24 protein-coding genes, 1 pseudogene and 1 riboswitch are annotated in these 24,662 nt (G+C 71.1%); of the genes and pseudogenes, 3 read left to right on the top strand and 22 right to left on the bottom strand.

The features are described from left to right. Positions 1-289: 289 nt before the first annotated feature. The 11 genes from ABZO31_RS13040 to ABZO31_RS13090 all read right to left on the bottom strand — a co-directional run bounded on the left by ABZO31_RS13040 (position 290) and on the right by ABZO31_RS13090 (position 10,686). On the bottom strand, positions 290-1,258 hold the full coding sequence (locus ABZO31_RS13040; protein ID WP_406861323.1) for an exopolyphosphatase: 969 nt from the start codon (positions 1,256-1,258) through the stop codon (positions 290-292). Beyond that, positions 1,255-1,809 (bottom strand): DUF501 domain-containing protein, encoded by a 555-nt coding sequence (locus tag ABZO31_RS13045; protein ID WP_406861324.1) that lies wholly within the window; start codon positions 1,807-1,809, stop codon positions 1,255-1,257. Before ABZO31_RS13045 ends, ABZO31_RS13040 begins: the two co-directional genes overlap by 4 nt. A gap of 71 nt (positions 1,810-1,880) precedes the next feature. Continuing rightward, positions 1,881-2,354 (bottom strand): FtsB family cell division protein, encoded by a 474-nt coding sequence (locus tag ABZO31_RS13050; protein ID WP_406865341.1) that lies wholly within the window; start codon positions 2,352-2,354, stop codon positions 1,881-1,883. Positions 2,355-2,452: 98 nt separating this feature from the next. Then, positions 2,453-3,733, bottom strand: a complete 1,281-nt coding sequence (gene eno, locus ABZO31_RS13055; protein ID WP_406861325.1) for a phosphopyruvate hydratase — start codon at positions 3,731-3,733, stop codon at positions 2,453-2,455. A gap of 287 nt (positions 3,734-4,020) precedes the next feature. Beyond that, positions 4,021-4,728, bottom strand: a complete 708-nt coding sequence (locus ABZO31_RS13060; RefSeq protein WP_406861327.1) for a transglycosylase family protein — start codon at positions 4,726-4,728, stop codon at positions 4,021-4,023. Positions 4,729-4,731: 3 nt separating this feature from the next. Beyond that, positions 4,732-4,908, bottom strand: a riboswitch (cyclic di-AMP (ydaO/yuaA leader). 272 nt (positions 4,909-5,180) lie between these two features. Further along, positions 5,181-6,113: a transglycosylase family protein gene (locus tag ABZO31_RS13065; protein ID WP_406861328.1), complete on the bottom strand. Its 933-nt coding sequence runs from the start codon at positions 6,111-6,113 to the stop codon at positions 5,181-5,183. A 179-nt stretch (positions 6,114-6,292) separates the two neighbouring features. After that, positions 6,293-7,534: a cytochrome P450 family protein gene (locus ABZO31_RS13070; RefSeq protein WP_406861330.1), complete on the bottom strand. Its 1,242-nt coding sequence runs from the start codon at positions 7,532-7,534 to the stop codon at positions 6,293-6,295. Between the two features lie 9 nt (positions 7,535-7,543). Next, positions 7,544-8,539: a nucleoside triphosphate pyrophosphohydrolase gene (locus ABZO31_RS13075; protein WP_406861332.1), complete on the bottom strand. Its 996-nt coding sequence runs from the start codon at positions 8,537-8,539 to the stop codon at positions 7,544-7,546. A gap of 20 nt (positions 8,540-8,559) precedes the next feature. Beyond that, positions 8,560-9,228, bottom strand: a complete 669-nt coding sequence (locus ABZO31_RS13080) for a SurA N-terminal domain-containing protein (RefSeq protein ID WP_406861333.1) — start codon at positions 9,226-9,228, stop codon at positions 8,560-8,562. A 58-nt stretch (positions 9,229-9,286) separates the two neighbouring features. Next, positions 9,287-9,721 carry a GtrA family protein gene (locus ABZO31_RS13085; protein ID WP_406861335.1) on the bottom strand — a complete coding sequence of 145 codons (435 nt, stop codon included), beginning with the start codon at positions 9,719-9,721 and terminating at the stop codon, positions 9,287-9,289. After that, a complete protein-coding gene (locus tag ABZO31_RS13090; RefSeq protein WP_406861336.1) occupies positions 9,721-10,686 on the bottom strand; it encodes a glycosyltransferase family 2 protein in 966 nt (321 codons plus the stop codon). The genes ABZO31_RS13085 and ABZO31_RS13090 overlap by 1 nt, the downstream gene beginning before the upstream one ends. Positions 10,687-10,821: 135 nt before the next feature. Between ABZO31_RS13090 and ABZO31_RS13095 the strand changes: the two genes are divergently transcribed. Then, the gene (locus ABZO31_RS13095) at positions 10,822-13,404 is read left to right on the top strand and encodes a YfhO family protein (RefSeq protein ID WP_406861337.1); all 2,583 of its coding nucleotides are present in this window, start codon (positions 10,822-10,824) and stop codon (positions 13,402-13,404) included. Between the two features lie 1,084 nt (positions 13,405-14,488). On the opposite strand, the gene ABZO31_RS13100 is transcribed toward ABZO31_RS13095, so the two are convergent. The 8 genes from ABZO31_RS13100 to ABZO31_RS13135 form a co-directional block, all read right to left on the bottom strand. Beyond that, a complete protein-coding gene (locus tag ABZO31_RS13100; protein ID WP_406861338.1) occupies positions 14,489-14,764 on the bottom strand; it encodes a hypothetical protein in 276 nt (91 codons plus the stop codon). Positions 14,765-14,798: 34 nt separating this feature from the next. Continuing rightward, positions 14,799-15,113: a hypothetical protein gene (locus ABZO31_RS13105; RefSeq protein WP_406861340.1), complete on the bottom strand. Its 315-nt coding sequence runs from the start codon at positions 15,111-15,113 to the stop codon at positions 14,799-14,801. Next, the gene (locus ABZO31_RS13110; protein WP_406861341.1) at positions 15,110-15,592 is read right to left on the bottom strand and encodes a DUF6924 domain-containing protein; all 483 of its coding nucleotides are present in this window, start codon (positions 15,590-15,592) and stop codon (positions 15,110-15,112) included. The genes ABZO31_RS13105 and ABZO31_RS13110 overlap by 4 nt, the downstream gene beginning before the upstream one ends. A gap of 14 nt (positions 15,593-15,606) precedes the next feature. Continuing rightward, entirely contained in the window at positions 15,607-16,158 is a 552-nt protein-coding gene (locus tag ABZO31_RS13115; RefSeq protein WP_406861342.1) for a hypothetical protein, read from the bottom strand. A 539-nt stretch (positions 16,159-16,697) separates the two neighbouring features. Then, positions 16,698-17,165 carry a GNAT family N-acetyltransferase gene (locus tag ABZO31_RS13120; protein ID WP_406861343.1) on the bottom strand — a complete coding sequence of 156 codons (468 nt, stop codon included), beginning with the start codon at positions 17,163-17,165 and terminating at the stop codon, positions 16,698-16,700. A gap of 81 nt (positions 17,166-17,246) precedes the next feature. Then, the gene (locus ABZO31_RS13125; RefSeq protein ID WP_406861344.1) at positions 17,247-18,206 is read right to left on the bottom strand and encodes a DUF4331 family protein; all 960 of its coding nucleotides are present in this window, start codon (positions 18,204-18,206) and stop codon (positions 17,247-17,249) included. 163 nt (positions 18,207-18,369) lie between these two features. After that, positions 18,370-18,585 (bottom strand): DUF4287 domain-containing protein, encoded by a 216-nt coding sequence (locus ABZO31_RS13130; RefSeq protein ID WP_406861346.1) that lies wholly within the window; start codon positions 18,583-18,585, stop codon positions 18,370-18,372. A gap of 134 nt (positions 18,586-18,719) precedes the next feature. After that, on the bottom strand, positions 18,720-19,664 hold the full coding sequence (locus ABZO31_RS13135; protein ID WP_406861348.1) for a hypothetical protein: 945 nt from the start codon (positions 19,662-19,664) through the stop codon (positions 18,720-18,722). 271 nt (positions 19,665-19,935) lie between these two features. On the opposite strand from ABZO31_RS13135, the gene ABZO31_RS13140 reads away from it, so the two are divergent. After that, complete coding sequence (locus ABZO31_RS13140) at positions 19,936-20,757, top strand: class I SAM-dependent methyltransferase (RefSeq protein ID WP_406861350.1); 822 nt, start codon at positions 19,936-19,938, stop codon at positions 20,755-20,757. A gap of 14 nt (positions 20,758-20,771) precedes the next feature. On the opposite strand, the pseudogene ABZO31_RS13145 reads toward ABZO31_RS13140, so the two are convergent. After that, positions 20,772-21,898, bottom strand: a pseudogene (locus tag ABZO31_RS13145) (NADH:flavin oxidoreductase). 170 nt (positions 21,899-22,068) lie between these two features. Between ABZO31_RS13145 and ABZO31_RS13150 the strand changes: the two are divergent. Then, positions 22,069-22,467, top strand: a complete 399-nt coding sequence (locus ABZO31_RS13150) for a MarR family winged helix-turn-helix transcriptional regulator (protein ID WP_406865342.1) — start codon at positions 22,069-22,071, stop codon at positions 22,465-22,467. A 65-nt stretch (positions 22,468-22,532) separates the two neighbouring features. Here the strand turns inward: ABZO31_RS13150 and ABZO31_RS13155 are convergent, their stop codons facing one another. Both ABZO31_RS13155 and ABZO31_RS13160 read right to left on the bottom strand, forming a co-directional pair. Continuing rightward, the gene (locus ABZO31_RS13155; RefSeq protein WP_406861352.1) at positions 22,533-24,053 is read right to left on the bottom strand and encodes a protein kinase domain-containing protein; all 1,521 of its coding nucleotides are present in this window, start codon (positions 24,051-24,053) and stop codon (positions 22,533-22,535) included. Beyond that, entirely contained in the window at positions 24,050-24,607 is a 558-nt protein-coding gene (locus ABZO31_RS13160) for a hypothetical protein (protein ID WP_406861354.1), read from the bottom strand. The genes ABZO31_RS13155 and ABZO31_RS13160 overlap by 4 nt, the downstream gene beginning before the upstream one ends. Positions 24,608-24,662 lie beyond the last annotated feature (55 nt).

Genomic DNA, 24,662 nt, shown 5'->3' on the forward strand with positions numbered 1-24,662 from the left:
GTTGCCGCAAAGGAACCCCGATGCAGGGGCGAACGTTGTTCACCCCCGCTGAACTGGCCAGGAGAGCCGTTCGTAACGCGGAACGACCGCATTGGTTCACGCGATGGAAACAGCGAGCGAACTCGGCTCCACGCCTAAGAAAGAGCCCCGACGGGGGCTTCGAAGGCTCAGAAGAGCGTCCTGAGACCGCCCTGAGACCCTCTCGGGCCCCCATCAGGGCCTTTTTCTTGTGAAGAACTTCACGAAGTTTTCCCGACGGGGTGTCGCCGGACCGCGTACGGCCCGGCGCTTATGCCACCGACAGGGCGATTCCGTCGAGGATGTCGTGCTCGCTGACGACGACCTGACGAGCTCCGGTGCGTTCCATGATCTCCCGCAGGACCAGCGCGCCGGCCACGATCACGTCCACCCGGCCGGGGTGCATCACGGGGATCGCGGCGCGCTCGTCGTGGGTGGAGGCGAGCAGCCGCTCGGTGACGGCGACGACCTGCTCGTACGGGATCACCGCGCGGTGGATCTTCGTGGAGTCGTACTCCGGCAGGTCCAGCGCGATCGCGGCGACGGTGGTGACCGAACCGGCCAGGCCCACCAGCGTCTCGGCGGACTCCAGCGGGACGGTCTCCTCGGCCAGGTCGAGCGCGGCGCGGATGTCCGTACGGATCGCGGCGGCCTCCTCGGCGCTCACCGGGTCGTGCCTGACGTGCCGTTCGGTGAGCCGGACGCAGCCGATGTCGACCGAACGGGCCGCCTCGACCTGCTTGTTGCCGACGACGAACTCGGTCGAGCCGCCGCCGATGTCCACGACCAGGTACTTCTCGCCCGCCCGTCGCCCGCCACCACCCTTCCGAGGAAGGCTCTCCGCGCCTGCCCCTTCCTTTTCGAGCTCCGCCGTGGCGCCGGTGAACGAGAACTCCGCCTCCTGGTCACCCGAGATCACCTCGGGCTCCACGCCCAGGATGTCGACGACCCCGCGCACGAACTCGTCCCGGTTCTCCGCGTCCCGGGAGGCGGAGGTGGCGACGAAGCGCAGCCGCTCGGCGCCCAGCTCCTCGATCACGGCGGCGTACGCGCGGCAGGCCGCGAAGGTGCGCTCCAGCGCCTCGGGGGCGAGCCGTCCGGTCCGGTCCACGCCCTGGCCGAGGCGGACGATCGTCATCCGCCGGTCCAGCTCGATCAGCTCGCCGGTCTCGGGATGGACGTCGGCGACGAGCAGGCGGATGGAGTTGGTCCCGCAGTCGATGCCCGCGACACGCGTCATTCCACCGTCTCCTTCTCGTCCTTGTCGTCCTTGTCGACGCACGGCGTGACGCAGGGGCCCTTGGCCCACCACTCCGGCAGCATCGCCAGCGCCTCGTCGCCCAGCGGGTTCACCCCGGGGCCGGCGACCAGCGCGTGGCCGACGAGCACGTGCAGGCACTTGACCCGGTCCGGCATGCCGCCGGCGCTCGGGAAGCCCTCCAGGACCTCGATGGCGTCGCGGCGGGCGATGTAGTCCTCGTGCGCGGCGCGGTAGGCGGCGGCCAGCTCCGGGTCGGTGCCGAGCCGGGCCTGCATCTCCTTCATGACCCCGTTGGCCTCGAGCGTGCCGATCGCCGAGTTGGCCTTGGGGCACGTCAGGTAGTACGTGGTCGGGAACGGGGTGCCGTCGGGAAGCCGGGGCGCGGTCTCGACGACGTCCGGCTGCCCGCAGGGGCAGCGGTGCGCGATCGCCCGCAGGCCGCGCGGCGGGCGGCCGAGCTGTGCCTCGAACGCGGCGACGTCGGCCTCGGTGGGCGCGGTGGATGCGGTCTGCGGAGGGGGCGTTTCCATGCGTGCGTCAGTCTTCTCGTCGTCGGTTCGGGGTCGGTTCAAGGCCGGTTCCGGGTCGCCCCCATCATCCCTCAGCGGCGCGCGTCGGCGTGGTCGACGCCTTCCCAGAGGTCGGAGTACCAGGCGCGGCCGTCGCCGCCGGCGTCGGAGCGCGGGCGGCCGGAGGCCCCAGGGTCGTTCACGGTGAAGCCGGTCTCGCCGGGCATCACGAAGTGCAGGTGCTCGCGGGCGAGCCGGCGGACGTACGCGGGGTCCTGCAGCCGGGCCTTCTCGTCGCGCAGCTCCTCGACCCGCTCGGCGGCCTCGGCGGCCTGCCGCTCCTGGTCGGCGATGGCGGTCTGCTGGGAGACGTACTGCCGCATCGGATAGGCGAGGGCCACCACCAGCGAGCAGACCACCAGGGCGAGGAAGGCGGCCCGGCCGGTGAGCCGGGAGCGGCGGGCCTGCCGGCGGGTCTGGGAGCGGTAGACACGGGCGGCGGTCTGCTCGCCGAGCAGCCGCAGCCGGGTCGCGGTCGAGAACCGGTCCCGGTCCTTCGCGGCCATGTCGTACGCCTCCCCTGGTCCCCTGCTCACACGCGCGTCCCCGCACACGGTACGGGACCGGGTACGGGGACGCGGGGAAGCCGCCCTGCGGCCGAGTGTCAGCCCTTGAAGCGCGGGAAGGCGCTGCGGCCGGCGTAGACCGCGGCGTCGTCGAGGATCTCCTCGATGCGCAGCAGCTGGTTGTACTTGGCGACGCGGTCCGAGCGGGCCGGGGCGCCGGTCTTGATCTGGCCGCAGTTGGTGGCGACGGCCAGGTCGGCGATGGTGACGTCCTCGGTCTCGCCGGAGCGGTGGGACATCATGCACTTGTAGCCGTTGCGCTGGGCCATCTCGACGGCGTCCAGGGTCTCGGTCAGCGAACCGATCTGGTTGACCTTGACCAGCAGCGCGTTGGCGGTGTTGGTGTCGATGCCGCGGGCGAGGCGCTCGGGGTTGGTGACGAACAGGTCGTCGCCGACCAGCTGGACCTTCTCGCCGAGCAGGTCGGTGAGGGTCTTCCAGCCGTCCCAGTCCTCCTCGTTCAGCGGGTCCTCGATGGAGACCATCGGGTACGCGTCGACGAGCTCGGCGTAGTACGCGCTCATCTCCTCGGCGGTCCGGGTCTTGCCCTCGAACTCGTACGCGCCGTCCTTGTAGAACTCGGTGGCGGCGACGTCCAGCGCGAGCGCGATGTCCTTGCCCGGGGTGTAGCCGGCCTTCTTGATGGCCTCGATGATGAGGTCGAGGGCGGCGCGGTTGGACTCGAGGTTCGGGGCGAAGCCGCCCTCGTCGCCGAGACCGGTGGACAGGCCGCGCTCCTTGAGCACGCCCTTGAGCGCGTGGTAGGTCTCCGCGCCCCAGCGCAGGGCCTCGGAGAAGGACTCCGCGCCGATCGGGGCGATCATGAACTCCTGGATGTCGACGTTGGAGTCCGCGTGGGCGCCACCGTTGAGGATGTTCATCATCGGGACGGGCAGGACGTGCGCGTTCGGGCCGCCGAGGTAGCGGAAGAGCGGCAGGTCCGAGGCCTCGGAGGCGGCGTGCGCCACGGCGAGGGAGACGCCGAGGATGGCGTTGGCGCCGAGGGAGCCCTTGTTGTCGGTGGCGTCCAGGTCGAACATCGCCTGGTCGATCAGGCGCTGCTCGGTGGCGTCGTAGCCGACGAGCTCCGGGCCGATCTGCTCGATGACGGCGAGGACGGCCTTCTCGACACCCTTGCCGCCGTAACGGCTCTTGTCACCGTCGCGCAACTCGATGGCCTCGAAAGCACCGGTGGAGGCGCCGGACGGAACGGCAGCACGGCCGGTGCTGCCGTCGTCGAGGCCGACCTCGACCTCGACCGTGGGGTTGCCTCGGGAGTCCAGGATTTCCCGGGCTACGACGACGTCGATGGACGGCACGAGCATCTCCTTATGGGATGAGACGTGAGAGAAGGTGCGAGGTCTCTTGGCCTTGCGACAAGAGCCTAACCGGCTCGGGGTGCCCGGCCAGTCGGTGCCCGCCCCCTGGGACGAAAAAGGACCCGAGCGCGGGCATCCCGGACGAAAGATCCTCTACTACCCGCAGGTAACCATGCGGAAACCCCGGCCCTGCGCGCACGGGGGGAATTGCGCACAGGGCCGGGGTGGTCACCGCGGGAGGGTCGCACGGCACGGGTGGGCCGCCGGACCCACCCGGGCCGACGGGCTCACTTCAGGTGGAGCTGCTGGCCCGGGTAGATCAGGTCGGCGTCCTCGACGACGTCCTTGTTCAGCTGGAAGAGCTTCTCCCAGCCGCCCTTGACGTCGTGCGCGGCGGCGATCTTGCTCAGGGTGTCGCCGGCGACGACCTTGTACTCGCCGTCACCCTTCGCGACCTTCTTGCCGGTCGGGGTGGTGACGGTCTTCTTGGCGGCCTTCTTGGCGGCCTTCTTGGTGTCGCCGTTCTTCGCGACGGGCTTCGGCGCGGTGCGCTGCTCGCTGCGGGTGGTCGGCTGCTCGGCCTTGCGCTCGGGCTGCGCCTGCTCGGCGGCGCCGGTGTACGCGGCGTTGGACAGGCCCACGCCACAGCTCGGCCACGCGCCCTTGCCCTGGCCGGCCAGGACCTTCTCGGCGATCTGGATCTGCTGGGCCTTGGAGGCCAGGTTGGCGGTCGGGGCGTAGGCGGTGCCGCCGTACGCGGCCCAGGTGGAGGCCGAGAACTGCAGGCCGCCGTAGTAGCCGTTGCCGGTGTTGATGGACCAGTTGCCGCCGGACTCGCACTGGGCGACGCGGTCCCACTCGGAGGCGGTGGCGGCGGAGGCGTTGCCCGCGGCCATCAGCGGCGCGGCGACGGCGACACCGGCGATGCCGGCGAGCGCGACGGCGCGGGTGGCCTTGGAGGAACGGCGGTGTTTGCCCTTGCCGGAAAACAGCATGGAAGTTCTCCTCACCGACGCCTGCGAGGTGAGCTGTCGGGTTCGGGCCGGAAGAGTTGCCCGGCCGCGTGTCCCAGCACGCGGCTTCACCCCAAGCCGGTCGATCGGCCGTCACTGTCTCGACGGCCGGGACCGGCGCTTACCTGGGTCCCCCGCTCCTGCCTTCGGCGCTTGACGCGACGACTGTTCCCGACGGCCGGCGGCAGGATTCGGCGTACCGGTCGGCGGGGCCCGCGGTGGCGAGCGGTCCTGACCGTAGACACAGACCCACCGGAAGTTCAAAGAGCGACATCCCGGAGAAAACGCCCGTACTTGCCAAGTTGCCGGGGCCGTTTCCGCTGGTGAGAGGTGACGGAAGCAAAGTTTGCGGACAGGACACGCCAGTTGGGACGAAGAGACTCATGTCTCACTTACGCAGAACCGGACATAAGGCGTCGAACTGCCCGCCACTCCTACTTCTGTCGGTCGGTCAGTTCCAGGTTCTGGCCAGGGAGAATGAGGTCCGGGTCGCCCCCGACGGTCTCCTTGTTGGCCTTGTAGAGGGCACGCCAGCCGCCGTCGAGCTCGTGCTCGGCCGCGATCTGCGTGAGGTTGTCGCCGGGCTGGACGACGTACTCGCCCGAAGTGTCCGCATTGCCGCCCGTGGCACCCTTGGTCGCGTTCGCATCTGTATCGGCGGTTTCGCCGAGATCGAGGCGGCCGGCGTCACGTGTCGCATCGTCACCCGGCGCGGCATGACGTCCCGATTCGGGCGACTCGCCCGGTTCGTTCGGGTTCTCGCTCGCGGCCTCACCGCGGTGCTTGCCGGTGCCGGGGGCGGCGGGAGTGACGCTGCCCTCGATCGGCGTGACCGGCGTGGCCGGAGTGGCGCCCTCGTCCGACTGCCCGCCCGGCTGACCGGCCGCATCGGGCAGAAGGGACTTCTCGGGCTTCCCAGACGTTTCGTCGTCCTGCGAGCCCTCGGAGCCCTTCCCGTTCCCGTCCTGATTCGCGGATGCATCGGGCGACGCGGACGGATCAGCCGGAGTGCCGGGCAGCACGCCGGTGGAGGGGTCCGCGGGCTTCTTCAGCGTGCCGTCGTCGTTCAGGCCGACGATCGCGGCACAGGTGGCCCAGGTCTTCGCGCCCTGCGCGGCCAGCGCCTTCTCGGCGACCGCGATCTGCTGGCCGCGGCTGGCGAGGTCCGGACGGGCGGCGTACTCGGTGCCGCCGTACGTGTCCCAGGTCTCCTGCGTGAACTGCAGGCCGCCGTACAGCCCGTTACCGAAGTCGGCGCTCCACAGTCCGCCGGACTCGCACTCGGCGACCCGGTCCCAGGTCGCCTCGTCGGCGGCGGAGGCCGAGCCCGCGGCGAGCAGCGGAAGGGCGAGGGCGGATCCGGTCACCCCTGCCGCGACGACGATGGCGGGGGCCTGACGGGGTCTGCGGTGTCGTCCGTTCCCGGAGCGCATGGGGAATGCCTTTCGCGTGACTGCTGAGGTGTCGGTGAAAGTAGCGGCATTCGAACGTGAGTCACAAGTCGATGCAGGGGGGATCACGTAAAGATCACAGTCCTGACGAATCGTCAGTTGTGCGGGACGGTGAACTCCACGGGAAGCGTGCGTAGACCACGCATAATCAGCCCGCCGCGCCACCTCAGTTCGGCCGGATCGGCCCCAAGTCGCAAGTCCGGCAAGCGAGTCAGCAGAGTCGCGAGCGCGGTCTGACCCTCCAGACGGGCCAACGGGGCGCCCAGACAGTAGTGAATCCCGTGCCCGTACCCCAGATGCTGATTGTCACGCCTCGACAGATCGAGAACGTCCGGCTCGGCGAACCGATCCGGGTCCCGGTCGGCGGCCGCGAGCACCACCAGGACCGGGTCGCCGGTCCGGATGTCCTGCCCGCCGAGGGTGAGCGGCTCGGTCGCGAACCGCCAGGTGGCGAGTTCCACGGGCCCGTCGTACCGCAGCAACTCCTCGACACCGGTGGCCAGCAGCTCCGTCTCGCCGGCCGTGAGCGACGCCTGCAGGCGCTCGCGCTGCCCGGGGTTGCGGAGCAGGGCGTACACGCCGTTGCCGATGAGGTTCACGGTGGTCTCGAATCCGGCGAACAGCAGGATGAAGGCCATCGCCGCGGCCTCGTTCTCGGTGAGGTGCTCACCGTGGTCCGAGGCCCGGATGAGCCCGGAGATCAGGTCGTCGCCGGGATCGAGCCGCTTGCGGTGGATCAGCTCCGCGAGGTACCCGCGCATCTTCTTCACCGACCGCGCCACCCCGCCCCGCGGACCGCCGCCGTGCCGGATCATCATCCCGGCCCAGTCCCGGAAGTCGTCCTGGTCCTCGCGGGGCACGCCGAGCAGGTCGCAGATGGCGTAGATGGGGAGCGGGAAGGCGAACTCGTGGATGAGGTCCGCCTCGCCCTTCAAGGCGAACCCGTCGATGAGGTGGTCGGTCAGCTCCTGCACCCGGGGCGCGAACTCGGCGACACGGCGCGGTGTGAACGCCTTCGAGACGAGCCGGCGCAGCCGGGTGTGGTCCGGCGGGTCGATGTTGAGCAGATGCGTCATCAGCTCGGCCTTGCGCTCGCCCGGAATGCCGGTCTTGCCCTTGGCGTGCGCGGGCTCGTCGTGATGCGCCGGGTTCTTCGACAGCCGCTGGTCCGCGAGCGCCTGCCGCGCGTCCCCGTACCGCGTCACCAGCCACGCCTCCACACCGCTCGGCAGCGTGGCCCGGTGCACCGGCGCGTGCTCGCGCAGCCAGGCGTAGGCGGGATAGGGATCGGTGGCGAACTCCCAGCTGAAGAGTTCGGGGACAGGGCTCTGACTCACCCTGCGACGTTACCCCTGCTCCGCCGCCCGGATCGCGTCGCGGTACGCCCGGCCGGCGGCGCGCAGGGCGGCCTCCGGGTCGACGCCCTCCGCCTCGGCGCGGACCGCGAGGGCCAGGAGGTCGTAGCCGATGCCGTCGCCGGACGGCAGAGGGACATCCAGGCCGGCCGTACGGACCCGGCCCGCCAGCTTGGCGGCGAGGGCCAGACCCGGCTGGCCCAGGGGGACGCCGTCCGTCACCGAATCGCGCTGCTTCTCGATCGCCTTCGTCCGAAGCCAGTGCTCCTTGACGTCCTCCGGCGTCTCCGCGTGCGCGTCGCCGAAGACGTGCGGATGCCGGTGGATGAGCTTCTCGACGATCGTCCCGGCGACGTCGTCGATGGAGAACGCCCCGCCGGCGCCGTCACCGTCGTCGTCGCCGTCCTCCCCCTCCTCGTACTCCTCCGCGATCCGCGCGTGGAAGACGACCTGGAGCAGTACGTCGCCGAGCTCCTCGCGCAGCTCGTCCCGGTCCCCGTCCTCGATCGCCTCGACGAGTTCGTACGCCTCCTCGATGCCGTACTTCGCGAGGCCCTTGTGCGTCTGCCGCGAGGACCACGGGCACTCGCGCCTGATCCGGTCCATCACCTGCACCAGGTCGAGCAGCCGGGCACCCGGCAGGTCGTACGAGCCGGGCAGCAGCTCCAGGTCGGGCATCGCGACCCGGCCGGAGCCCGCGAGCCGGGCGAGCCCGTCGGTCAGCGGCTGGTCGCCCTCGCCGGAGGCGAGCACGACGACGGTACGACCGCCGGCACAGGCGTCGACCAGCTCCTGCGCGGACGGGCGGGCGTGCTCGACGTCGACCCCGGCCTCGCGCAGATACGGCAGCTGGGCGTGCCGCTCGTCCGCGCACAGCACCCGGTCCGCGGCGTGCAGCGTCTGCCACGCGGGCCAGGACAGCAGTCCGGGCGCCACGCGGTGGCTGGCGGTGAGCAGGACGATGCGGCCGGGGCGATCAGCGTTCACCCCTCGAACCTACCGCGCGCTCAGGACTGGATCGCCGGGGCGTCCTGCGTGAGCTGGCGGATCCACGGTGCGTCGTACGCACCGAGCTGGATCTTGGCGTCGTCCCAGGTCCCGTAGCGCGGGTTCACGTCGATCGAGAGCGCCTTCGACGCCGCCGTGAACACCTCCGTCAGCTTCTTGTCGCCCTCGGGGGTGTTCGTCGCGCCGAGCTTCTCCGCGACCTTGGTCATCAGGATCTCGCGGCGCACCGCCGCGTCGATCTCGTCCGGCGCGATGCCCTGCTGCTGGAGCAGCCTCGTCTCGAACTGCTCCACGCCGCCGGACTGGGCGGCCGCCTGGGCGCGGGTCCGCTGGATCTCGGCCCGGCTCGCGGTCACGCCGTGGTCCTTCGCCACCTGCTCCACGATCCGGTCGAAGATCATGCTGTTGAGCTTCTCGCGGCTGAGGTCACCGGTGGCCTGCAGCAACTGCGCCGCCTGCGGCGAGGCCTGCTGGGCGGTCCGCACTTCGCGCACCTGCGCCTGGAGGCTGGCGACCTCGATCCGCTGGCCCCCGACGACGGCCGCCGCGCCTGGGCGCGCGTCGGCGCCGCAGGCGGTGAGGAGCGGGGCCGCGGCGAGGAGCGCGGCGGTGACGGAGAGCGCAGTGCGGCGGTGCAAAGGAGCCTCCCGGCGTGGGTCGTTCGTCATCGATACGAATTTCGACCTTGCGGTGATCGATGTTAGGCAGTCGCCGTGGCCCGGGCCACTACTTCGTCGCGACTGTCTCGACCAACGACTCGCGCGTTCGGGTGGTGTCGGGTCCCAGCATGATCGTCCGAGAGAGCAGAAACGTCACGGGCACGGCTGCCGCCGCGGCGACGAGCGGCGCGTACGTGGCGGAGAAGCCCGCCAGGTCCACGAGCACGTACACACCCGCGGTCGTGATCACGAAGTTCGCCGCGTTGGTGAGCGGGAAGAGCAGGAACTTCCGCCAGGTCGGCCGGGTGCGGTACGTGAAGTACGAGGTCAGGAAGAACGACCCGACCATGGACAGCCCGAACGCGAGCACATGGGCGGCGAGGTAGGGCAGCCACAGCCCGAACAGCAGGTACAGCCCGTAGTACGTGCCCGTGTTCACCGCGCCGACGAGCGCGAACCGGACGACCTGCCAGGTGGTGCGGGAGGTGCCGGGCGCGCTCATCACCGTACGAGCTCCTGTCGGGCCTGGTGCTGGGCGGGCACCGCGCGGCCGGTGTTCGTCGCCTTCACCAGGAAGTGCGGCCGGCGCTTCACCTCGTAGTAGATACGTCCGACGTACTCGCCGACCAGCCCCAGCATCACCATCTGCACTCCGGCGAGCGCGGTGACGGTGACGAGCAGGGTCACATAACCGGGGGTGTCGACTCCGTTCACCAAGGCGACACCGACGATCCAGGCGGCATACGCCAAAGCCACGGAAACAAGGATCAGACCGAGATAGACGGCGGCCCGGAGCGGCTTGTTGTTGAACGAGAGCAACCCGTCCAGGCCGTAGTTGAGCAGCTTTCCGAAGCTCCATTTGGAGCGGCCCTGCTCGCGCACCGCATTCTCGTACTCGAAGGTCGTGGAACGGAATCCGACCCAGGCGAAAAGCCCCTTGGAGAAGCGGTTGTACTCGGTCAGCTCCAGGATCGCGTCGACCGTGCGCCGGGACAGCAGCCGGAAGTCGCCGACGCCGTCGACCAGCTCCACGTCCACCAGCCGGTTGATCAGCCAGTAGTAGGCGCGGGCGGTGAGGGTGCGGGTGACCCGGTCGCCGGTACGGGTGCGCTTGGCGATGACCTGGTCGTATCCCTCGGCGTACAGCGCGAGCATGCGGTGCACGAGCTCCGGCGGGTGCTGGAGATCGGCGTCCATGATCACGACGGCGTCGCCGTCCGCGTGCTGGAGGCCGGCCAGCATGGCGGCCTCCTTGCCGAAGTTACGGCTGAAGGAGACGTAGCGGGCGCGCGGGTCGGTCGCCGCTATCTCCTCGAGGATCGGGAGCGTCCGGTCGTGACTTCCGTCGTCCACGTAGACCAGCTCGAATTCTCCGTCGAGGGTGGAGAGTTCCGCGGTCACGTGATCGTGGAATCGACCGATGATCTCCTCTTCGTTGAAGCACGGGACCACAATCGAGATCAGCACGGGGAAACGACAGTGCACGGGTGTGTCGCGGGCGGATTCGACACATGGCGGAGGCCGGACGAGCAGACGACGATTGCATGAACCGCCCTCTTTCCCGGACCATTTCACGATCTTCGCTGTCATATTCGAAACGTCATGCGCAGACTGTCACCATCGCCTCGTGCCTGCTCGGCCGCCCTGGGCGGGCTGATCACCGCCCTCGCCCTGTGTCTGGGGGACGCGGCCGGCCGCACCTTCCCCTTCGGCCCCCGCACCCGCGCGGTCAACGACCTGGGCAACCAGTTCGTCCCGTACCACGCGCACCTGTGGGACCTGCTGCACGGGAAGGCCGACGGCGGCCTGCTGCTGAACTGGCGGTCGGGCTTCGGGACGAGCTTCCTGCCCGACCTGGGCACGTACCTGTCCAGCCCGTTCGCCCTGCTCGTCGGGTTGTTCCCGCGCGCGGACGTGGACCTGGCGGTGTACGTGATCACGGTGGCGAAGACCGCGACCGCGGCGGCGGTCATGGCGTGCGCGCTCCTCGCCCTGCGCCCCGGCGTGTGGTGGGGCGCGGCGGTCCTCGGGGCCTCGTACGGCCTGTGCGGCTGGTCGGTGATCGAGGCGGACTACAACCCGATGTGGCTCGACGGCCTGATCGCGTTCCCGCTGCTCGTGCTGGTGGGCGAGTGGGTACGGACGAGGCGGCACCCGTGGCTCGCGCCGGTGATGGTGGCCCTGGCGTGGGTGGCCAACTTCTACACCGCGTACATGGCGACGCTGGCCGCGGCGCTGGTGCTGCTGGTGCGGCTCGCGGCGGCGCGGGAACTGCGACCGGGGGTCGTGACGCGGGCCGTGGGGACAGTGGCGCTCGGGGTCGGGCTCGCCGCGCCGGTGCTGCTGCCGGTGTTCCTGGGCTCACGGCACGCGTACCCGGGCTGGACGCGGGAGTTCGCGGCGGCATCGGTGCCGGACGCGCTGGCGCGGGTGCTTCCGGCGACGTACGGCTTCTACTCGCCGGCCCTGTTCCTCGGCACGGGGGCGCTGCTGCTGGGCTGCGCGCTGCCGTTCCGCCGGGACGTGCCGCAGCGGGAACGGTGGCTGTGGACGGGGTTCGCGGCCGGGGTGGCGCTGTCGCTGCAGTGGGAACCGACGCACCTGGTGTGGCATGTGTTCGCCACGCCGAACGGCAGCCCGTACCGGCAGACGTTCGTCCTGGCCGGGGTGCTGGTGCTGGCGGCGTGGACGGGCCTCGCGCACGGCCTGCCGGACCGGCGGGCGCTGCTGGGCGGCGGGGCCGTGGTGACGGTACTGGCGGCGGGCGGGGCGGCCAGTGGCCTGGTGTCGGTGTGGACGTACCCGGTCTTCGCGGCGGGTGCCGCGGCGACGGTGGCGGGGCTGGTCCTGGCGCGGCGGCGAGCCGTCGTGGCTGTCGTCCTGGTCGCGGGGGTGCTGGTCGGGCAGGCCGCGGCGACGACGGCCTACGCGGACCGGGAGAAGCGGGCCCGGCTCGACGACTACCCGGCGTGGGGCGCGGAGCACGAGGCGCGGGCGGCGGCGGTGGCGGAGGCCGACGGCTGGCCCGAGTACCGCACGGACCCCGGTCGCCCCCAGCTCACCGGTAACGACCCGCTGCTGGTCGGCGGGCAGGGCGCGGGCTACTACAGCAGCCACACGCCGGACGCGCTGACCCGGATGTGGACATCCCTCGGCGCGGGCTGGACCTCCCGCGGCCGCAACCTGCAGAGCCTGGACAACCCGGTGACGGACGCGCTGTTCGGGGTGGGGGCGAGGTGGCGGGACGGGAAGGTGGTGCGCTCGGGTGCGGTGCTGCCGCTGGTGACGGTACGGGGGGAGGGTGCGGGTTCGGGGGCGGCCGGGGGCGGGGGCGGGGGCGGGGTTCGTTACGGGAACTCCCCCTTCCGTAACCAGGAGGCGCTGCTCGGGGCGCGGGTGTACGAGACCCCGGCGGACGGGGTGTGCCGGGTGGGCACGGAGGTGTTCGTCTGGGCCCCCGACTTCACGGGCACGGCGAGACTGGGCGAGAGCGGCCCGCCGGTGGACCTGAAGGGCGGAGCCCCGAAACGCCGCGCGGCACTGACCTCGTTGGGCGTGCAGGGGATGCCGGGCGGGAGGGTGACCCTGAGCGGCAAGGGCGGAGGTGGCGGGGCGGCGGGGGTGGGCTGCCTGGACAGGGGGCGGCTGCGGGCGGCAGTGAGCAGGCTGAGGGCGACGGCCCCCCTCTCGATCAAGCTCACGGGCGACGGGGTACACGCCCGACTCCGCCCCGGCACCCGGGGAACGGTGGTGATCGCGACCCCCCACATCGCCGGCTGGCGCTGCGAGGGCGGGCAGGTGCAGTCGTACGGCGGCCTCCTGTCGATCCGCCCGCTCGCTGCTGACCGGACGACGACCGTCGACTGCACCTTCCGCCCCCCGGGGTTGAGGGGTGGGCTCGGGGTGGCGGGGGTGTGCGTGATGGTGAGGATGGTGGGGATGGTGGGGATGGCTGCGGGGAGGGGCGTCGGGCGCCGGACATCTCATGCGACGTCGCGACGTCGCATGAGATGTCCGGCTCTCCCCTACTCACGGCGTGACCGTCCGTGCATCATGCCGAGATGGAGATCGCGGAGCTGGTGCTCAAGTATTTACAGACGCTCGTGTGGCCCGGCGTGGTGCTGGGATGCGTGCTCGCCTTCCGCAGACAGTTGCGGGACCTCTTCTCCCGGATGCGACGGATAGAAACGCTGGGAGGCGCCGCCGAGTTCGAGGCCCTGGTGCGCGAGGTGGCCGACATCGCCGAGGAAGTACAGGAGAGCAGCCACCGCGGCATCGCACCGAACCGGGCGCTCCGCCTGACGCCCCCGGTGACCGCCCCACGGACGCCGGACGCTCCCGGCAGCGGGGGGACGGAGACGCTGCACCGCCTCGTCCCCGATCGCATATCCGACGAAGACCTGGCGGGAGACCGCAGGATCGACCCACTCCTCGACGACGCCTTCCGGATGGTCGAGAACCTTCCCGCCACGGCGATCGTCACGGCACATGCCCGCATGGAGTCCTTCATCTACCTGTTCCAGCGCAACATGAACGGCGGCGCGTCCACCACCGATTCCTCGCTGATCGCCACGCTGGGACAGATCGGGGTGTCGGCACGGACCCTCTCTCTCGCGCAGCGACTCCTCGACCTGGGCGACCAGGTGCGCTACCAGAACACAGGGGTCACCCGAGCGGCTGCCATCCAGTACATCGAGTCCTGCACGGCAGTCCTCTCCGAGGTCCGCAGCATGACCTCCCGCCTGCGAGGTAGCGCGTCGGACGCCTCCGACGCGTCGGGTACGTCGGACGTACCCGACGCGGCAGAGAACGCGCAGTGATCGGCGGGGCGTAGGGAGAGGTGCTGGGGGCGGGGGTTTCCGGTGGGCTTCTGGTGCGGCCGCCCTCTTTCCGAGTGTGGCCCCTGGAGGCACCGGGTCAAGGGCGCTCCTATCGTCGCGTCGCTTCGCGATTCCGCTAAAGCTCCACCCTTGACCCGGCACCTCCAGGGGCCTTTTCACACTCGGAGGGCGGCCGGGGGTGAGGGTCCGCGCGTAACCCTGCGATAGTGCCTGGCCGCCGTGGGCGGCCGGCGGGTGGGTGCGCGGTCGTTGAGTGGGGTGCCCAGTGCCGTCTCGGCGGCATGCGGTGGTCGTCAGGTGCCGTCCATGCCCGGCTGGTCATTGTCCGTGGGGATGGAGACAGGCGGGGGACAGGGGAGGCGGACTCTGCCCTTTCGCGCCACTGAAGCGACCCTCGACACCTCCCAAGTCACACCAACCCCATCCCGTCACCCCCGAACCGTCCTGGTGCGTAGGGAGCACCGAAACGACAAGGGCGACGCCCATCCAACCCGGGCAGCTTCCATGCAGTGGATGTGCCCCTGGCGGAAGTGGCTGTCGACGTGCTCGTCCGAGGCGCCGGAGTTGATGAACCAGTCGACGTTCTCGTTGCCGAGGAACGGGCGGTAGCGCGCGTCGATCGTGGGGCGGGCGAGTTCCTGGAGGACCGCGAGGTCCTCGGGGAGAGCCGGACGCACGACGGGGTGGGAGGACGGCGACGACATGCGGTCAGCCGAGGCACCGGCCCGTGCCCACGCTTCAGGCGGGGCCGGAGAAGGCGGCCAGGAGCGTATCGGCGCGGAGCGCAAGCACGGTCGTCTCGGCGCCCGTGACCGTGACGGACACCTCCTCCCCGCCGACCGCCCGGGCGACGGCGACCTCGAGGACGGCGTTCACGCCGACCAGCGGATAGGAGTACCAGCCGCCCGGGGCCTCGTCGTCGGTGTGCTGCACGCCGGCATCGACGGTTTCCCAGTCGGTTCCGTCGAAGGAGTACCCGGCGTAGTGAGACAGCAGCTCGAAGAAGGTCCGCAGGTTGCGACCCATGATCCATCCGCTGATCGGCTCGGTCATGTCGGCCTCAGGACCTGGTCGGGCTCTTCAGCGGCGGCTTGCGCGAACTCGGCGAAGCCCATGTTGCCGAGCGTCAGGTTCACGTGGACGTCGTGCACCGCGGTGGGGACGGCACGGAACTCCCGTGGCTCCGGCGAGTCGATGAGCTCTTGGTAGTAGACGGGATCGAGCTCGCTCACGTCCTCCCAGCTCGTCGTCAGAGCCAGCAAGGCCCGCACCGGCGAGTCCATCGTGTGGCGGTCGGCGAGGAAGACGACACTCACATGGTCGTCCCCGTCCACCACGGCCAGGACCTCCTCGGCTGTCGCCCCGGACCAGGCGGGCGCATCGACCACCTGCACCGTCGCGGGAAACTCGTCGGACGGCCCCCCAGGCCGCCGCAGCTCCCCGACCACCGCACTCCACGACTCGTCGTCGCTGAAGTCGGTCCTGATGACGAGCGCGTCGAACTCGTCCCGTCCGCTCCACTCAGGGAGCACTCGCCCCGCCATCGTCAGCGCTGCCAGAGAAACGCGGCACCGCCACACGGCCGGCAGCTGAAGACATAGCCACGCCCTCCGCCACCGAAGTTCGCCGAGGTGGCGAAGTCGTAGCCCTCCTCCAGTTCCGCGGTGAAGCCCATCGGGACGGTGCAGGACGGGCAGATCGGGGTCTCGTCTCCCTGGACCCAGTCGGGTTCGCCGCCCCACCGTCCCAGTACCGGCGCATCAGTGGGAGTGAGCTCCGGGTGCAGTCGCAGTGCGGTCACCGCGTCGAGTTGCGTCTCGCCCTCGGCCGGAACGGTGGCCGGAGAGAGTTCACCGCTGAAGACGAAAGCGGCGTTGGCTCCGCCAGCGGCATCCCAGTCGTCGCACATACCGGGGTCGTTCTGGCAGAGGAACACCGCCACCACCCCGGACGGCAGCGGCAGATGCGCGAGAAACTGCATGGCCCCACCACACTCGCGACACACGGGCCAGACAAAACCGTCCGGAACGAGCGGGACGCCACCAGTGCGCGGCACAGCCGCGTCAGCAGCCGTCGTCCCGTCGTGGATCAGCAACATGCCCGACAGCCTACGGGTCGGGCCTTCACCGACCGCCCCGGCCGCCTCGAATGTCTTTCGGGTGCTCCCCACGCACCAGGACGGTTCGGGGGTGACGGGATGGGGTTGGTGTGACTTGGGAGGTGTCGAGGGCCGCTTCAGTGGCGCGAAAGGGCAGAGTCCGCCTCCCCCGTCCCCCCGCCTGTCCCCCTCCCCACGGACAATGACCAGCCGGGCATGGACGGCACCTGACGACCACCGCATGCCGCCGAGACGGCACTGGGCACCCCACTCAACGACCGCGCACCCACCCGCCGGCCGCCCACGGCGGCCAGGCACTATCGCAGGGTTACGCGCGGACCCTCACCCCCGGCCGCCCTCCGAGTGTGAAAAGGCCCCTGGAGGTGCCGGGTCAAGGGTGGAGCTTTAGCGGAATCGCGAAGCGACGCGACGATAGGAGCGCCCTTGACCCGGCGCCTCCAGGGGCCACACTCGGAAAGAGGGCGGCCGCACCAGAAGCCCACCAGACACCCCCGCCCCCAGCACCCCCCTCCCCCCAACTACCCTCCTGTCACCGGATAGTCGTAGCGCAGGAACCCGTTGAAGCTCGCCACCTTGTCGTACAGGGCGCGGGCGGTGGCGTTTCCCTCCTGGGTGGTCCAGTACAGGCGGGCGGCCCCCCGCTCCCGCGCCGCCTCGGCCACCGTCTCGATCAGCATCCGTGCCACCCCCTGGCCGCGCGCCGACTCGGCGACGAAGAGGTCCTGGAGGTAGCAGCTGTCGTCGAGCCAGAACGTCCGGTGGAACAGATAGTGGGCGATACCGACGAGCTTCCCGTCCGACCAGGCACCGATGCCCTGCAGCTCCGGGTCGTGCCGTATCCCGTGCCACGTCGCCTCGTACCCCTCGGCAGGCACTTCCGTCCGATAGAACGCCTTGTAACCGCGTGCCAGTACCTCCCAGGCGACGCGATCCTCCTCGCGCAACGCACCGGTCTCGATCACCGTCGTCCCGACAACTGCTCTCATGGCCATGGCCACAGATCCTGACCGCCTCGTCGCTCACCGCGCCAGAACCAATCCCCAGGCACTGGCACGCCCGCGCGGGGTTCAGGAGACCGGGTGAGGATGGCCGAGGTAGGGGAACTCGTCGAGCAGGTCGGTGTGCGGGCCGATGTGGTCGTCCGTGATCTTGCCGCCGGAGACCATGGCGAGCCGGGCGGAGGTGACGTCGTCGGTGAGCGTGCGGCCGTTGGGGTAGGCGACCGGCCGGGTGCGGTCGAAGCGGAGGACGTCCGGCAGCACCGTACGAAGAGCCTCCTCGGCAGCCTCGGTGCCGTACCCACCAGTGTGGGCGAGGACCGCGCTCCATGCCTCGCGGTAGGTGTCCCAGTCGTCGGCGGGTTCGCCCGCGTTGTACTTCTCCTTGACGTCCTCGGCGTTGAAGTACGCGGTGAGGGACGGGTGGGCGCCGCGGTCGACGGAGACCAGTCGGCCGTTCTGCCGGAGGCTGACCCGCGCCCAGACGCCGATCGGGCCGTCGCCCAGTTCGCTGTCCGGGACTTCCAGCACGATGCCGAAGACGTTCTTGTCGATGCCGAAGTCGTTGCCGGTCCACTTGAAGTCGTTGACGATGCCGTCCAGATCGGCGAAGAACGGGTCGCTGCGCAGGCCGGCGGAGAAGCGGAGGTCGCCGCTGTTCACGATGTTCGGCTCGGCCCCGAACGCGACCGTCGCGTCCGAGACGACGGCCTGCCCGCCGGCCTCGTGCTCGCGTGCCTGATCGCCGGTCGCCCGATGGACGGTGACCGTCTGCCTGCCGTTCTCGTGGGCGGAGAAGACGAAGCTGTAGGCGAGGTCGGCGATGTCGTCGCCGTCGGTGTCCACATTGAGCCGGTACACGGCGTCGGGGTGGAACGCCTCGCCCTGGGTGGGCGCGAACGGGTTGACGTTCATGATCAGGACGGTGCGTCCGTCCTGCGCAGCGGGGAAGACGAACAGGTCCGTCAGGTCGAGGCGGGCATCGTCCTTGGGGGAACGCAGGTTGGGTCCGCTGAGATGGTGCGACACGGTGGCTGGCCTTTCGGTGAGCGAGCGGCCCCCCTGACGCCTCGCGAGCAGGACCAGAAAACCACAGGGCCTGCCGCCGGAACCCGGCGACAGGCCGTTGCTCGATGGGTCTGCCCGGGCCCGGCGACAGCCGCGTACGTCGTCCCGAAGGAGCGCGCAACCCCTACGCCGCTTTCTCCGCCAGCGTGTGCGCGACCAGCGCGTTGGCGTGGCCGTGGCCCAGGCCGTGCTCGGTCTTCAGCCAGGCGACGAGTTCCATGTGCTTCGTCAGCGGCGAGGTGCGGATGAGGTCCTTCCACTCCTCGATCGGACGGCCGTACTTCTTCTCGATGGAGGGGAAGTAGCTGGCGGGGCCCTTGACCGGCTGCTGGTTCGTCATGTCGTTACGCCCTTCGGGGTGCTGTCCGCGTCGGTAGTGGGTAGTCGGTAGTCGGTGTTACATCCATGAAGACCGGCACATCCCGCGGAACTCATCGGCCCGAGGCGATCCTTTTACGACAACGTCAGCACCCATTACGACAATGTCAGCACCCACCACTGCCGCAACGTGCGCAACGTGCGCAGGAAGACGTGCGGCCCGCGGCACACAGGACGGGCATAGCGCCTGACCGGGTCCCCGTTCGGGAAGACCAGGTCCTCGCGCCCCACGACCTCGGCTCCCTCATCCGTCAGCCGCAGGCGGTGGACGGCACCGCTCCGTGCCGCCGCCACGCTGCCGCTGCCCCGCTCGGTCCCGCCGAGCAGGAGCAGCCGGTCGTCGCGGATGGCGAGGCCGAGCGGGTCCGAGACCGGCAGGGTGCGGATGCGGCGCATCGCGCCAGGCCCGGTTGCGACGAGCGGGGCGCCGGGCCAGTACACGGCGTGGACCGCGGAGTCGGAGCCGAAGTCGGAGTCGGAGACGTTGACCGTACTGATCGCCGCCGCGTGATGGTGCGGCTCCGGGGGCCACAGGTCCCTCACCCGATTGCCCCTGCCGTCCCAGCGGACCAGCCCGCCCGCGCTGACGGGGTCCCCGCTGTACACGCCTTCGTCGGCGTACCCGGTCCAGAAGCCGGTCCGGCGGTCCGCGACCAGGTGCGTGAGGTGGGTGCCCAGCGCGAACCGGCGCCGGGAGCGGCCGTCCGCGCCGAAGATCTGCCCGGACCGGGCGTTCGGCCATCCGTTGGTGGAGACGACGAACCCACCACCCGGAAGGGCGTCGAAGGCGGCCGGATCCACGGCCACTTCGTGCAGGGTCCGCTCCCGGACCTCACCCCCGTCGCTGATCACGACGACGGCGTCGAACGGAAGACTCACGGGCGCCGGGACGTCCCGGCCGGCCCACCTGCGGGGAAAGCGGGCATCGAGGCAGATCAGCCAGAGAGCGCGGCCCCACGGATCGATCGTGGAGGCCAGTACCTTCCGCTCGTCGTACTGCCGAGGCAACAGTGCGTAGGAACGCAGTGCCACCTTCGTCAAAAGATCACCTCGCGGGCGAAGGAATGCGACGCGTTCATGATCACACGCGCGGTTCACCACCCTCCACGCCGCTGTTCACCGCCCGCCACGCCGAGGTTCGCCACCCTCCACGCCGAGGTTCACCGCCCGCCGCGCCGCAGCTCCCCACCCGCCCCGCCGCAGCTCGCGACCCTCCCCGCCGCACCCCACCCCCCAAGAGCCACTCGACGTTCACCCGAAGGGCAACGTGTCGTCGCCCCGTGGCCCCGCGCCGCGGCGTACCTTGCCCGCCATGCCCTCCCTTCTGAGCAACCGGCTCGCACAGCGGGTGCTGCGTCCGGCGTTCCACCTGGTCGAGCAGCGCGTGGACCGCATCACCACGGCGTTCCAGCACGACCTCGACGCGCTCCACCATGAGGTCGCCGACCTGCGCCGCCGGCAGTACGGGCTGTCGCTCCTGCTCGACCAGGCCGGCCGTGACGGCGACCGGATGCCGACGGCCACCCAGATCGACACCCTGGTCCGCGAGGTCGCCGCGGTGACCGGCCGGGACAAGGAGCACGCGCGCCGCGAGGTCACCGTGGCGTACCGCCACCTCGTCGCCGTCGAGGCGCTGGGCACCGGAGGGCTCGCGGGCACGCTGTCCGACGTGTGCGGCCGGCTCGCCGCGCTGCCGCTGCTGGCCCCGCCGAACGGCGAGGTCCTGGTGATCGGCACCCGGCACGGGCTGTTCGCCGCGGCCCTGCAGCGCATGCTGCACCGCGGCGGGGTCGAGGCCCGGCTGACCGTCGTCGACCCGCTGGCCGACGCGCCCACCCGCGCCGAGCTGATCCGCGGCAACCTGGCGCTCGGCGGCGCGGACGGTACGCGCGCCGCCCGCCTCGTACAGGGCGACTTCGCCGACCCCGGCGTCCGTACCGAACTGGGCGAGCGCCGCTACGGCATCGTGGTCGTCAACTCCCCGCAGGACCGCGCCCCGTACGACGTGGCCGAGGCGGCCGCGCTGGCCGCCCCGGGCGCACTGGTCCTCGTCCCCGACGCCGACCGCTCCCGCACCGAGGCCCTGGCCTCGGCCGGCCGCATCGCCCAGACCCGCTACCTCCGCGCGGCCTGAGCCGGCAAGGAGCCCTAGCTCAGCGTCTTCAGCGCCTCCGCGTCGTACGGCTTCAGCTCGTCGGTCCGGCCGCTCAGGACCTTGGCCGCCACTCCGGGTCCTGCAGCAGGGCGCGGCCGACGGCGACCATGTCGAACTCGTCGCGCTCCAGGCGGTCGAGGAGGTTGTCGATGCTGCCGAGCTCGGCGCCCTTGCCCATGAACGCGTGGATGAAGTCGCCGTCGAGGCCGACCGAACCGACGGTGATGGTGGGCTTGCCGGTGAGCTTCTTGGTCCACCCGGCCAGGTTCAGGTCCGAGCCGTCGAACTCCGGGAGCCAGTAGCGTCGGGTGGAGGCGTGGAAGGCGTCGACGCCGGCCGCGGCGAGCGGGGCCAGGATCGCCTCCAGCTCCTGCGGGGTCTCGGCGAGGCGCGCGTCGTAGGCCTCCTGCTTCCACTGCGAGTAGCGGAAGATCACCGGGAAGTCGGGCGAGACGACCGCGCGGACCGCGGCCACGATCTCGGCCGCGAACTTCGTCCGGGCCACGGCGTCGCCGCCGTAGGCGTCGGTACGGCGGTTCGTCCGCTCCCACAGGAACTGGTCGAGCAGGTAGCCGTGGGCGCCGTGCAGCTCGACACCGTCGAAGCCGATGCGCTCGGCGGCCGCGGCGGCCTCGGCGAAGGCGCCGATGACGTCGTCGAGGTCGCTCCGGGTCATCGCCTGGCCGGTGCCCTCGGTGCCGTCGACGCGGATGCCGGAGGGGCCCACGGCGGGCGCGTCGGCGTAGGGCGCCTGGCCCTGCTTGCGCACCATGCCGATGTGCCACAGCTGCGGCACGATCGTGCCGCCGGCCTCGTGCACGGCCGCAGCGACCTTCGCCCACCCCGCGAGCTGCTCCTCGCCGTGGAACCGGGGCACCCGGTCGCTCTGTCCGGCCGAGTCGTGGCCGACGTAGGTCCCCTCGGTGACGATCAGGCCCACACCGGCGGCGGCACGGCGGGAGTAGTACGACAGCACGTCCTCACCGGGAACGCCGCCGGGGGAGAACATGCGCGTCATCGGCGCCATCGCGATGCGGTTCGGAACGGTCAGACCGTTCAGCGCAAGGGGCCGGGACAGGATCTCGGCCGCGCGGGAGGCGGGGGAGGCGGTGACGGTCACGGGGACGCTCCTCATAGCTGCTGCTTGACAATCTCGACGCTTGAGAACTTCATGCAATGAGAAAGACGGTAGAGGTCGATATTTGAGGTAGTCAAGTTTCACTGGGTAAAGTGGTACGCATGACAGAAGCTCCCCGCACGGATACGCCCCGCGTCGACAAGGCCCAGCTCATGGAGCTGCTCTCGGTGTCGCTCGGCGCCTACTACGGCGACTTCACCGTCGCGGCGGCGAGCGAGAACCTCACCGCGAGCCAGGGCCGGGCCCTGACCGTGCTGCGCCGCGGGCCGGCCGCGATGCGCGCCCTCGCCGAGACCCTGACCTGCGACGCGTCCAACGTCACCGGGATCATCGACCGGCTCGAGAAGCGCGGCCTGGTGCGCCGCGAGCCCAGCGCCTCCGACCGGCGCGTCAAGAACGTCGTCCTCACGGCCGAGGGCGAGCGGGTCGCCGACACGATCCGCGCGAGGATGCACGCCACGCAGGACGGCCTGGACGGGCTCGGCGACGAGGACCGCGCCACGCTGTACGCCCTGCTGGAGCGGGTCTTCGTCGACACCGAGCGCGAGTAGCGCCGCCTGACGCCCGACTTCCCACAGCCCGGCCCCTGACGCCCCGCCGCCTGACGATCCGCCGTCTAACGCCCCATCCGCTGCTGCCGGTCCAGCGCGCGCCGCAGGTCCGCCGCCAGCGGGTGGTACGGGCCGTACTTCAGCTCCACGTCGTACAGCAGGGCCTGCAGGTGCTGCCGGGCCGCCGCGTGGTCGCCCATCGCCAGGAGCAGCTGGCCGATGCGGTGGCGGATGTCGAAGGCGCGCGCCGGGTCCCCGGCGGCCGTGGGCTCGTAGTACGGCAGCAGCGCGCGGTACTCCGCCAGCGCGGCCGCGGTCTCGCCGAGCTGCTCCAGGCACTGGGCCGCGTCGTAGCGGTACTGCAGCGTCTGCGGGTCGGCCGGGCCGGACTCGGCCGCGCGGTCGTCGGCGAGCCGGCGCAGCTCGGGCAGGGCGCGACGGTACTGGCCGTCGTCCATCAGGGTCGCCGCGTACTGCTTGCGCAGGATCCGCACCACCGGCGACTGCTCGCCGTGCTCGGCCGCGGCGGCGGGCAGGATGCCGCCGAGGATGTCGACGGCCTGCGTGATGCCGCCCTCCCCGAGCAGCCGCTTCACCTCCTCGACGGCGGCGGCCACGTCGGGCCGGCCGACGGTGGGCGGAGCGGTCGGCGGTACGGGCGGGGGCGCCGGGGCGGAGGCCCGGTCGGGCCAGGGGGCGTGCGGGCGCAGGAACGGGCGGGTCGGGTCGAGCGGGCCCGCCGGGACGCCACGCGCGGGCAGCAGCGGGACCAGGTGCTCGTACACCTCCTGGGCGCCGGACGGCCGGTGCCGCGGGTCCTTGGCGAGCAGCCGCAGCACGAGGGCCTCCAGCGGCTCGGGGACCTCGGGGCGGGTCTGCCGGACCGGCAGCGGCGGCTCGTACAGGTGGCGGTGGAGGACACCGAGCGCGGTGGAGCCGGCGAACGGCACGTTGCCGCTGAGGAGTTCGTGCATCAGCACGCCCAGCGCGTACAGGTCGGTCGCCGGGCCGACTGCGCCGCCCATGGCCTGCTCGGGCGCCATGTAGGCGGGGCTGCCGATGGGCGAGCCGGTGTGGGTGAGGCGGGTGGTGTCGGTGTCCAGGACGGAGGCGACGCCGAGGTCGAGGACGGTGACCGTGCCGTCCGGCTTCACCATCACGTTCCGCGGCTTGAGGTCGCGGTGCACGATCGGGACGGCGTGCACGGCGGCGAGCACGGCGCACAGCTGCGCAGCCACGCCGACGGCCCACTGCCAGGGGTACGGGTCGTGCTCGGCGAGGTGATCGGCGAGGTCGGCGCCCTCGACGTACTGCATGACCAGGTACAGGTCGTCGCCGTCGCCGCCCGCGTCGTGGACGGTGACCAGGCCGGGGTGGTCGACCTGGGCGGTGACCCGGCACTCGCGGACGAACCGGCGGCGGATCTCGTTCGCGGCGGTGGGGTCGGCCATGTGGTCGGGGCGGAGCAGCTTGACCGCCACGCGCCGGTCGAGGCGTCCGTCGTACGCCGTCCAGACCTGGCCCATGCCGCCCTGCCCGATGAGCCCGGCCAGCTCGTAACGCCCGCCGATGACTCGGCCGTTCACTTCCCCTCTTCCTTGCGGAGGAGATCGCTGAGCTCGTCGAGCTCGGCTCGCACCTGGTCGATGCGCTGCGGCGGCTGCGGGGCCTGGACCGGCGGCTGGGGCTGCGGGGGCGCGGGCTGCGGCACCGGACGGGGCTGCGCGTAGCCGGGCGAGGGGACGGTGGCCGCCGTGGACGGGTAGCCGTAACCGCCACCGGTCACGGCGGCCGGACCGGCCGGGGCCGCGAAGTGCTGGATCTCGGCCACCAGGTAGTACGAGATGGAGCCGCAGAACAGCAGCAGCGCGTTGATGAGGAACAGGACCACCGACAGGTCGCTGGGCTCCTTCTGCTCCCCCACCCACGCCAAACCTGCGATGAGGGTGATGTCGAGGAGCACGGACAGGCCGAACACCACCCAGTCCCGCGTCCTGCGCGTGAGGATCGCGAGCCGCAGCAGTGGCGCCCACGCCAGGAAGCCGCACGTGAGCACGGGCATGGCGACGAACAGGACGCGCAGGCCGATCAGCGCCCCCTGCCCGGGACGCTGCTGCTGCGGATGGCCGTGGCCGTACATTCCTGCTCCTGGCAGACGAGTCGATACCCCGAGATTCCCGAGGACGAGCGTATAC

The organism is Streptomyces solicamelliae (genome assembly GCF_045348655.1).
GTDB classification, from domain to species: domain Bacteria; phylum Actinomycetota; class Actinomycetes; order Streptomycetales; family Streptomycetaceae; genus Streptomyces; species Streptomyces solicamelliae.